The organism is Shewanella sp. 10N.286.45.A1 (assembly GCF_041470405.1).
In the GTDB taxonomy this organism is placed as follows: Bacteria; Pseudomonadota; Gammaproteobacteria; order Enterobacterales; family Shewanellaceae; genus Shewanella.
Window position 1 is genome coordinate 1 of sequence record NZ_JBFRMK010000255.1, and the last position, 11,278, is coordinate 11,278.

Consider the following 11,278-nt stretch of genomic DNA (forward strand, 5'->3'; position numbering starts at 1 on the left):
AATGCAATTGGTATTAGAGTATATTGGGAAAAATATCTCTAATGATGGCCTGGATTTAGCGGCTGGTGTTGGTCTGGAGTTTGAGCTAGGCAGTATTGCCGTCAGAGGTGAAGTTGAGTACTTTGACATATTAGATCAAACTTGGATGTACACCGTAGGTGCCACCATCACATTTTAACCCCAGTCTATTAAGCTAATGCAGGTCAAGCCTATGCGCTATTGCATGATGGAGTAACAATGTGCTTATTTAATGGCAAACAAACTGAGGTTAACGAAATAGCAGACTAGATCGTTAATTTATCCATTAAGCCGATAAATTACGGCTAGATACATTGCTGAAGCTGCAATATGACTTAATGATGAGGTTCACCATCAACCTCATCATTTTTATCAATAACTCTTATTTAGTTCGACTCTTAGTACGGCCATAACGATTCTTATCACCGCTGCCTTTAGTCGCTTTATCTTGGCCGGTTTTTGACTCACTACGGCGTTTCTCTTGATATTTACGCTTATTGTGGCTTCTCTCTTTCACTGGCTTTGTGGTGACATCTCGATAGCGTGCAGGTAAAGGTGCACCCTCTTCATAACCTGGCAATGTAATACAAGGTAGTGTCATTTCAATAATCGTTTCAATCTCACTCAGCATGGCTTTATCTTGCGGAGATACGAATGATATGGCTCGACCTTCTAAGCCTGCACGTCCAGTACGTCCAACTCTATGGACATAATCTTCAGCCGCAAAAGGCAGTTCAAGGTTAATCACCAATGGCAACGCTTCAATATCCAACCCGCGAGCGGCAACATCAGTGGCGACCATCACTCTTAACTTACCGCTTTTAAACTCTTCTAATGCTCGATTTCTAGAACCTTGTGTTTTATCACCATGAAATACTGCACTTTTAACACCATCAAGTTTCAGCTCGCTATGCAAGTGTTCAGCACTCTCTTTACTGCTGACAAACACCAGAACTTGCTGCCAATTATTACGGCCTACCAACTCCGACAATAATTCAGCTTTACGACGCTTATCTACCAGATAAACCTCTTGGGTTATTTTACTGGCAGTGGCAGCGGTAGTCACATCGATCCACTCTGGCGAAACTAACATCTTCTGCGCTAAAGTTTTTACCTCTTCGCTGTAAGTCGCCGAGAAAAACAGTGTTTGATGCTCAACTGCCACCAGCCTTTTCACTCTTTCAATATCTCTAACAAAGCCCATGTCTAGCATGCGATCGGCCTCATCAACCACTAAGTGAGTGACACTGCCTAAATCCAAACCGAACTGACCGATAAGATCAAAAAGTCGACCAGGTGTCGCAACCAAAATATCAACCCCAGCTTGTACAGCTTTGCGCTGTGGGTTCATGTTGGCTCCGCCATAAACCGCTGCAGCTTTAAAAGGTAACAACTGTGCGTAAGCTTGAATATTATCCGCCACTTGTATGGCCAGCTCACGAGTAGGTGTTAGCACTAGAACTTTTAGCTCAGACTTGTATTGATTAAAGGCATCCTCTTCAGCAACATTGCTTTGCTGCAATGCCTGTCCAACAAGGGTATTGAGCAAGGGGAGTGCAAATGCCGCCGTTTTCCCGGTACCCGTTTGCGCACAGGCCATTATGTCTTTACCAAGCATCGCGACGGGTAAAACATGGCTTTGAACTTCGGTTAATGCTTTATATCCGCGATTTGATACTGCGGTTAAAATATGTGGGTGTAGATCAAAAACATCAAAGTTCATCAGCAGCTCGATAAAGGTTATAACATAGAGGAATAAAAGTGAGCGCGGAGTCTATCAAAAACCCAGCGCAGATAATACCACCAAGTACAGCAAAGCGGCGGGGGCTAGCTATCTATCCGTTAGGCCATTAGGTATAAAAGCTAATGCGGCTAACATAATGCTATTTACTTTTGTTAACTGTCACAGTTGCGTCTGAACGACCCTCTTGCAGCAATGCATTTTGCTTATGCTCTAAAGCAGCAGTGATGCAGCTAGCCTCAAACTCTTCTGCTGTAACGGGTCTTGAAAACAGATAACCTTGACCGTAGTCGCAACCTGCATCCGCAAGCACTTGACGCTGATAGTCTGTTTCCACACCTTCTGCGATAACTTTCATACCTAGCTTATGTGCCATGACAATTATCGCTTCACAAAGGGTAAAATCATCGCTATTGCTGTCGAGGTTTCGGGTAAAAGATTGATCGATCTTTAAAAAGTCTATGTCGAACTTTTTAAGGTAGGCTAAAGAGGAATAACCAGTGCCAAAATCATCCAGTGATATTTGCATGCCAGCATTGCGATACTGCTCTAGCTTACTGTAAATAGTCTGGTTGCTATCTAATAGTAAACCTTCTGTGATTTCGACGCAGATAGAGTTCCGACTAAGGTTCAGTGTTTTAAGCAGTGCAACCCAAGAATCTAGACTCTCTCCTTCATCTCTAAACTGTACTGGAGATTTATTAATACTTATCTGTACTTCAATTCCAAATCTATCACGCCAAAGCACGCACTGACGTGCTGCTTGCTGAAAAACCCAATTACCTATCTCTACGATTAAACCCGTTTCTTCCGCAACAGCAATAAATTCGATGGGAGACACTAGGCCACGCTTTGGATGATGCCAACGAATAAGTGCTTCAGCTTTAATGGTGGGTTCACCCGATAGACATACTATTGGTTGGTAATAAAGCTCAAACTGTTGGTTGGTCACAGCGAGTCGTAAATCTTGGATCAAGCGCATCCGGTACTTGGCATTTCGCTGCATTGAAGGTGTAAAATAGTGGAATCGATTTCGGCCCTGATCTTTAGCCGCATACATGGCTTGATCAGCATGTTTGAGTAGCCCCTCAATACTGCTAGCATCATCGGGGTAAAGAGTAATACCAATACTTGCACTAATATAAGAGGTTTCTTCTCCAAGGCTAAAGGGCTCTGCAAGACGATTCAAAATATTTTGGGCGACTTTATCCACGCCTTTTATATCTGTTATCCCAGACAGCACCACAGTAAATTCATCACCGCCTAAACGAGCAACCACATCGCTGTCTCTAATGCAGCTCTTTAGGCGCTTAGCTGCTTCAGTTAACAGTAAATCTCCCATGTCATGACCAAGTGTATCGTTTACCTCTTTAAAATAATCGAGATCGAGGAACATTAGTGCGAAGTGTTTTTCACGTCGGTCTGACTTTAAAATCTCACTGCCTAGATAATCAAGCAACATGCGACGGTTAGGCAAACCCGTTAAAGGATCATAATTAGCCTGTTTCCAGATAATCTGTTCAGCCTGTTTTTTATCGGTAATGTCGGAGAATAGCGCCACTCGTCGCTCTGTTTGGGCTTCAGAATCAAACAGCGTATTTATCGTTAACCAGACCACGAGCTCTTCGCCATTTTTGCGTCTTAGCCACATCTCTCCTTGCCAGCGTCCCGTCTCCTCTACTGCCAGACTAATCTGTTCATATACGCTGTAGTTGTTACGCTTGCACTGCAGAATTTGAATATTCTGATGTTTGATTTCGGCTTCGCTATATCCAGTAATATCGGTAAAAGCTGAGTTAGTGGTGATAATAACGCCTGCTTCATCTTGCACACTCATCGCTTCGCTACTGTTGTTATAGACTGACGCAGCTAATTTTAAAGACTCTTCGACTCGCTTACTGTCAGTGATATCAGAATGCACCCCACACATGCGCAACGGTTTATTGTTTTCACCCCGACTAACAATTTTGCCAGAATCTAAAATCCAGCGGATCTCTCCAGTATGAGCATATATGCGATACTCTATTTTATGTTGATCACTGACACCGCTAAGATGCTCATCTATTGAACTCAGTACTTTCACGCGATCATTGGGGTGAATTGCACGCATCCAAAGCTTAGGGTTTTCATTAAGTGTAGTGACATCACAACCCAGCAAATTGGCGCTGAGCTCATTACGCTCTACTTTATTATTAACAATATCCCAGTCCCAGAAACCCAATTCACTACTACCTAGCACCAGCGCGAGTTGCTCCTGGCTCGCCAACATAGCCATTTCAGCTTGTTTCTGTGAGCTTCGGTTAAGCAAACCAACAATAACCAATTCAACTTTATCTTGATTGCGTTGGCATGCCACGGTCATATGGGTATAAACAATAGAGTCATCGCTAGCAATCAGTCTGATATCGAGTTCAAATTCATCGATTTCCCCCGCTAGCATATCCGCGTAATAGTGCCTATAGAGGTTAAAGTCACTATGATGCAGTAGGTCAGCCCAAAGTAACTCAAGTAGCTCTGACTCGCTATATTGCAACATCTGACAAAGGTTTGGGTTCACCTTTATCCATTGATGGTCGACATCGGTGATAGCAATGCCCATACTGCCAGCTTGAAAGTGGGACTTGAACAATAGGTGGTCTTGCAGCTTTATCTTTTGGTCTCGCTGGATCTCAATGCGTCGAGATAACAGCATCCCCAGTAAAGCCGTGGTAATAGGGAAAATAATCAGGAAAGGTAAAGTGATCTGTTTAAGCAGTGACAATGCAACATCAGAGGGTAACACCAAGCCCCAAAGTAAAGCGAGAATGTGCAAGCTAAAACCAAATACTAACAGCTCTCTAAAGCGAATATCGCCAATATCGCCACTGCGGTACTTACCCCATAAATAGCCTATCAAGCCTGAGGTCATAATTGTCCCCACACCTGACCATGCAGCCACACCTCCTTCACTCAGCCGGAATAGGCCGCTAATAGCCACAGCGACAAGTGTCGGAATCCCACCGAAAAACATACCGGAGATCCCAAGGATCACCGTTCTTGAATCAAAAAATACACCTGTCGTATATTCCCAAGGGCTCAACATTACCGAAATAGAAATAACACCGACAAGAGCGCCAATACCTACTCTCCAGAGGACATCTAGCTCTCGCTTATGACTGCGTGGTAACGCGTCATATACGAACACCATTGCTAGCAATAGGGCTGCATTTTGAATAAGCGAGAAAAACAAACCTTGATCCATAAACCGCCAATCGTCCATGTAGAAATTCACGTTGATTTAACGAATATTCTAGCAGAATGAGGGCTAATTAATATCCCCCCTAACTATTATCCATATTATTTTCAAGTGTACTATTCTACCAGCGATCTTAGCGGCTAAATGAGTTGGTCAAATAAGCTCAGGGACTTGTTGCTAATTATCCAAGGCCGTGATTAACAAGAGTGGGCTTTAGTAGATTGTCATGCACAGGGCAGCGATGACAAACGGTATCTAAAAATAGGCTCTTCTGTTCATCATCTAGCTGAATATCATCAACTTGGGCGTCCATAACCACAACAACATCAATCAATTTAAAGCCTACTGGATCCTCAGAAGGTTTACCGAGTAGTCCTGCTGTATTAAGTTGTGCTTTCATCGATACATCAAACTGTTGCAGATCTATTTTTTGCTCACGAGCAACCATTTTGGCGATAGTCGAGATACAGCCAGCCAATGAGAAAATAAAGGTTTCCAAAGGATTAGCGCCTTCATTGCCACCTGTTGGCTGATCAATGATCAATTGATGCTCACGAATTTGGGCTGTCACCTTCCAACCTTCCGACATCTGTGTATTTACTTCAATAGTCTTATTCGCCATTTTGACACCTTTTTATTAGATTTACCTCAATGAGATTACTCTAATGGATTTATTACCGAAAACTCAAATTAGTCTCACAGTTTTACTATTCAATTAGAAATTTGTCGAGTTATACCAATGCACTTTGAATAAAAAAGATTGAGGGCTCTGAACGGGTCAAGTACTTAATGCAATTGGTATTAATTGAAGGTTTTAGTAAATCAAAAACATTGGTTAATTAACCGTGCAACGAGCAAATACCCCCTGAAACCACCCTCTTCAAGTGGTTTGCAGTTAGGTATGTTAAACTGGTGCCACTTCCATCAAGATTCATCATTAGACCATAATAAATATGCCCTCGACTAAATCAGTACAACAGAGTAAGACCTTTAATTTCCCGGTGCAAATCTACTATGAAGACACCGATTTTTCTGGTGTTGTGTACCACCCAAATTTCTTGAAGTATTTTGAGCGTGCTCGTGAACATGTCATTGGTGCTAAGAGCTTAGCAAGCTTATGGGATGAGCATGACTTGGGTTTTGCAGTTTATCGAAGCGATATGCTTTGTCATGACGGTGTAGAGTTTGCTGACATTATCGATATTAGAACTCGTTTCTATTTCGAGAGTAAATACCGCACAGTATGGTTACAAGAGATCTGGCGTCCTAACGCTAAAAAGCCGGCAGTAACTGCGCAAATAGAGATGGTGTGTATGAACAAAAACCGCCAGCTTTGTCCAATGCCTCAAATACTGATTAATCGACTTGGTGAAGCATTTTCTGAGCCAGTAGCTTTTTAATCTTTCTCTACAGTTAAAGCGTTAGACAACTTCGGCCACTTGATTTCAAGTTCGGCCGAAGTCAATGGCTTAGAGAAAATATCACCTTGTATTTTGTCTACGCCCATCTCAATAATAATCTGTTTAACGGCTTCAGTTTCCACTCCCTCAACGGTAACTTTAAAGCCAAGACCTTTTGCTAAACGGATACTGGTGTCCATAATATGCTTTGCTTGTGGATCAGTTTCTAGCCCTTCAACAAACGCTTGATCTATTTTTACTTCGTCAACGGGCAAGTATTTCAAATATGCGAGTGAAGAATGGCCTGTGCCGAAGTCATCAATAGCGATATCAACCCCAATGCTACGTAATCGATTAATAGCAAGAACAGCGCTATCAATATCTTCCATCAATTTACTCTCAGTGAGCTCAATTGACAGTGCATTAGCAGGAAGTTGGTACTTGAATAATCTCGCTTCAATCTCTTCAATAAGTGCTTTATTTTTTAAATCTTGAGTCGACAAATTTACAGCAACTTGTAGTTCGATCCCTAATTCACGCCACTTAGCCTGTTGGATAACAACCTGATCGAGTACCCATTGGCTGATCAAATCACTCATGCCTGCATATTCCGCCAGCGGAATGAACTCAGCGGGAGAGATATTGCCTAAAGTTTTGTGTTGCCAGCGCATCAATGCTTCAACTTGATTGCAGCCTAAAGGCCGATAGTTTTGTTTTGGCTGATACACCATGTATAGCTCACCGTCTTGCAGCGCTTTGGCTAAGCTATTAATTATCGAGACTTCCCTCAGCTGCACCGCATCATCGCCTAGCTCGTAATGAGCGATTGCACTGTCGAGTAATTTAGCTTTTTTAAGGGCTAAATCTAATCGGCGTAACATAGTACTAATGTCATCATGGAAACGTTCTAACCCCAAATGCCCAACCTGAACTCTAACAGTAATGGGGCTTTCAAATACACTATAGGGCTGCTGCAAATACTCAATAAACCTTTCAAGCTCAGTTTGTGTGACTCCATCAGGAAAATAGATTAAAAACTCATCTTCATTCATTCTAGCTATAGCTGAACTTGAATCAACACCCACGTCAATCCTGTTAGCAATTTGCTTTAAGAGTTCATCACCAAAACTAAAGCCAAAGAGGTCATTCACATAACGGAATCGGTATATATCAAGTAGGACTAGGCTTCCCTGCTTGAGCGGCATTATGCTAGCCAACTTTTGCTTCATACTTAAGCGATTACTTAGTCCGGTTAATTTATCGAATCCAGCTTGATGCAATTGCTGTTTTAATTGAGCCACCACTTGCTCAACTTGCGAAAGTGATTGCGGCGCACTCTCCAATGAAGAGTTAACCAGATAAGATTCACCTGATTGCTGACTTACAGAAGAGTACAATTGCTTTAGTTGGCGTCGGCAAAGTAGAAACTGCCAAAAAGCGATAGCCAATAGCAGTATAAGTAACATACATGCAACCGAGAGTAGCTCGACGTTATCCATTCAATGTAACTTTAACCATTATCTGTCCAGGAGTGTGAATCGCGTAGACCTCATAAGTTTGATGCTATTAAGGGAGCCATGATGTTATTCACCCTATGACTCTCTTCTACTATAGCTTAGCGTACAAGTTTATTCGTAACTGGCTTTAATCGAATGATAAGTATCTAGAAAGCCTTCACCTGCCAACCCTTCTGGCGATACAGGCAAACCTTTAGCACTAAAGACAGCTAATCGTTCGTCGAGCTCACTACCTGAACGCAATTCACCGGTATAGAGAGCTGCCGCGCGAATAAAATCAAGATATCCCACAGTATCGCTGTTGTAAGACAGGTCAGCCCATCGCTCAACCACTTCCATTACGCTTGGTGAAAATGCCCAGTTTTTAAGAACTGCACGACCTATAGGGCCTTGTAATTTACGCACTAATAAACGTAACTGTTCAACATCGTCAACTAACTCTGGATGAGCCTCAACTTCAGTCAATACCGGTAAAGCGCCAATATTATGCACCAAGCCTGCAAGCGTCAGAGTATCAGCATTTAGCCCACTATTAGGGTGCTTGCGGTTATAAAGTTGCAACAAAGCGACCGCCGCAGAGGTGACATCAATTGAGGTTCGCCATACCTCGTCCATCACTTCCCATACCAACTCATTGGTTGAAATAAATAGTTGTTCCATCGCAATGGAGGTCACTATCGTCTTGATTTGGCCTAGCCCAATTCGACTAATAGCAGCATTGACGGTAGCAGCTGGGATCCCTCTTGAATATATTGCACTATTTGCCACTCGAATAATTCGTGCCGAAATAGCAGGATCTTGCCCAATGATATCGGCAACATCTTTGAGACTAGTGTCGTCGCGACCTACGACTTCTTGCACCCTCATTGCGACCTCTGGCAAGGTCGGTAATACTAATGAATCTGCCTTTAACTTTCTCAACAAACCAACTAATACTTGATGCTCTTTTGACATCTTTACTCCCTATATTATTCGTATTAATTTGCGGCTGGTCGAGTATATACCCAAGCCTCTTGAAAGTGCAGGTTTCAATGCTGTTAGAGTATAGAAACGTGCAAAAGACCAGCATCGGGTTAATACTAATACCCATGCGAGCTGAAGATGCAAGATTCGAGCGTTGAATAGACACCCAAGCAGTTAAATTATATAGCGGCTAAAAAAGAAGATTAATTAAGCTAAAATTGCTGTAGACGTCACAAGATTTTAAGGTAAACACCTTGTTTGGCGACATTCACCCTTAATATAAGCAGACCTGCGCCTTGCATTAGTCCCCCTGCATTAAGTAAAATGCGCGACCGTTTGCCTAAACCTTACCCGTTAACAGAGAAGTTATTATGTTTAAACCTGAGCTACTGTCCCCAGCCGGAACACTTAAAAATATGCGTTACGCCTTTGCCTATGGCGCTGATGCTGTTTACGCCGGTCAGCCAAGATACAGTCTTCGTGTACGTAATAACGACTTTAAAATGGAAAATCTTGCGGCAGGCATTAAAGAAGCTCATAGCTTAAACAAGAAGCTTTATGTGGTGAGTAATATTGCCCCGCATAACGCCAAGCTAAAAACCTATATCAAAGATATGGAGCCTGTTGTGGCTATGCAGCCAGATGCGCTGATCATGTCTGACCCAGGTCTTATCATGATGGTCAGAGAAGCTTTCCCTGATCAAGTGGTCCATCTATCGGTACAGGCAAATGCGATTAACTGGGCTTCAGTTAAGTTTTGGGAGTCTCAGGGCATTAAGCGCGTCATCCTATCTCGCGAGTTGTCTCTAGATGAAATTGAAGAGATCCGTCAGCGTTGCCCAGACATTGAACTGGAAGTATTTGTTCATGGTGCACTTTGCATGGCATATTCTGGCCGCTGCTTACTATCGGGTTATATCAATAAGCGCGACCCTAATCAAGGTACATGTACCAATGCTTGTCGTTGGAAATATGATGTCCATGAAGCAAAACAGACTGACACTGGCGATATAATTGCCGTTAACCCAGACGTGCAAATTGAAACACCAACACTCGGTGCTGGCGAGCCTTCTGATCAAGTCGTTCTATTACAAGAAGCCGGCAGACCGGGCGAGTATATGCCAGCATTTGAAGATGAACATGGTACTTATATCATGAACTCTAAAGATCTTCGGGCTATCCAACATGTTGACCGCCTAACCAAAATGGGGGTTGATTCGCTGAAAATTGAAGGCCGTACTAAGTCTTTCTACTACGTAGCTCGTACAGCGCAGCTATATCGTCAAGCGATTGAAGATGCCGCATCAGGGAAAGACTTTGACAGAACATTAATGCATAACCTTGAAGGTTTAGCGCATAGAGGTTACACCGAAGGTTTCTTACGCCGCCACGTGCATGATGAATACCAAAACTATGACTACGGCTACTCAATCAGCGATACACAGCAGTTTGTCGGCGAATTTACTGGCGAGCGCAACGAAGCAGGCCTTGCAGAGATTGATGTGAAGAACAAATTCCTCGTCGGTGATAGCGTCGAAGTGATGACACCACAGGGTAACCTTACGATTAAGGTGGATAGCCTAATCAACCGCAAAGGCCAAAGTGTTGAAGCGGGTCTAGGTTCGGGACACTTTGTATTTTTAGACGTTCCTGCAGGTGTTGATCTAGATAAGGCAGTATTACTGCGTAACTTACCGCAAGGCCAAGATACCCGTAATCCTCATCAAGCCACTGACGCAGCGGCTAAATAGTTAGGCCCAACTATCAAGGCGCTAATGCAGTTATGCTGCCATTAGCGCCTTAATAAAACTGAGTGATATTAACCTGCTTTTAATACGAGCTCACTGGCACTCTGTATCATCTCATATTCGACTATCTGGCAGTTTCCAACTAACGCCACCTGAGCCGACCAAGGTGCGAATCCAAGCACTGAGTTTTGAAACACCCGTAACCATTCCCCATGACAAATCACCACCAGCGTATCAATTGCTAACTTACTTATCTTATTCAAAAAACCATCGACTCTGTTTAATACCTCAATCGCAGATTCTGAATCTTTAATACCAATGCCATCTGCATTAAACCTTTGCTGATACGCTTGCCATAGATGCTCTGACTCTCCCTTGTACAAACCTTGTAGTTCACCAAAGCAGCGCTCGCGCAGCAATGCTGAAGACTCGACTGGGATATTAAGGCTTTCATTGACTAACTCAGCGGTTGAGATCGCACGGCCAAGATCGCTACAGACGATTAAGCTCGGGTTAAAAGGTGCTAGCCTTTCACCTAACGCCCTTGCTTGTTGAATTCCAACTAAACTGAGCTCACTATCTAGATGACCTTGCAATCTCCCCTGTTGATTCCACAGGGTTTCACCATGGCGACAAAAAAGTATTTTCATTGATGT

8 protein-coding genes are annotated in these 11,278 nt (G+C 43.0%); 2 read left to right on the forward strand and 6 right to left on the reverse strand.

Translation table 11 applies throughout. The features are described from left to right. Positions 1–400 precede the first annotated feature (400 nt). From AB4238_RS17535 to AB4238_RS17545, 3 genes are all read right to left on the reverse strand, one after another. Positions 401–1,741 carry a DEAD/DEAH box helicase gene (locus tag AB4238_RS17535; RefSeq protein WP_372034605.1) on the reverse strand — a complete coding sequence of 447 codons (1,341 nt, stop codon included), beginning with the start codon at positions 1,739–1,741 and terminating at the stop codon, positions 401–403. Between the two features lie 160 nt (positions 1,742–1,901). After that, positions 1,902–5,000, reverse strand: coding sequence for an EAL domain-containing protein (locus tag AB4238_RS17540; protein ID WP_372034606.1), 3,099 nt, complete (start codon positions 4,998–5,000; stop codon positions 1,902–1,904). Between the two features lie 175 nt (positions 5,001–5,175). Beyond that, on the reverse strand, positions 5,176–5,616 hold the full coding sequence (locus AB4238_RS17545) for an OsmC family protein (protein WP_372034607.1): 441 nt from the start codon (positions 5,614–5,616) through the stop codon (positions 5,176–5,178). A 331-nt stretch (positions 5,617–5,947) separates the two neighbouring features. Between AB4238_RS17545 and AB4238_RS17550 the strand changes: the two genes are divergently transcribed. Further along, positions 5,948–6,394, forward strand: a complete 447-nt coding sequence (locus AB4238_RS17550; RefSeq protein WP_372034608.1) for a thioesterase family protein — start codon at positions 5,948–5,950, stop codon at positions 6,392–6,394. Here the strand turns inward: AB4238_RS17550 and AB4238_RS17555 are convergent. After that, entirely contained in the window at positions 6,391–7,893 is a 1,503-nt protein-coding gene (locus tag AB4238_RS17555; RefSeq protein WP_372034609.1) for a putative bifunctional diguanylate cyclase/phosphodiesterase, read from the reverse strand. The two genes, AB4238_RS17550 and AB4238_RS17555, sit on opposite strands and share 4 nt — an antisense overlap. Before the next feature lie 129 nt (positions 7,894–8,022). Continuing rightward, positions 8,023–8,865, reverse strand: coding sequence for an HDOD domain-containing protein (locus AB4238_RS17560; RefSeq protein ID WP_372034610.1), 843 nt, complete (start codon positions 8,863–8,865; stop codon positions 8,023–8,025). Between the two features lie 380 nt (positions 8,866–9,245). Here AB4238_RS17560 and yegQ point away from each other — a divergent pair, with 380 nt between their 5' ends. Next, positions 9,246–10,625, forward strand: coding sequence for a tRNA 5-hydroxyuridine modification protein YegQ (gene yegQ / locus AB4238_RS17565; protein WP_372034611.1), 1,380 nt, complete (start codon positions 9,246–9,248; stop codon positions 10,623–10,625). A 68-nt stretch (positions 10,626–10,693) separates the two neighbouring features. Here yegQ and AB4238_RS17570 read toward each other — a convergent pair whose 3' ends face one another. Continuing rightward, positions 10,694–11,272 carry a histidine phosphatase family protein gene (locus AB4238_RS17570; protein ID WP_372034612.1) on the reverse strand — a complete coding sequence of 193 codons (579 nt, stop codon included), beginning with the start codon at positions 11,270–11,272 and terminating at the stop codon, positions 10,694–10,696. Between the last annotated feature and the right edge of the window lie 6 nt (positions 11,273–11,278).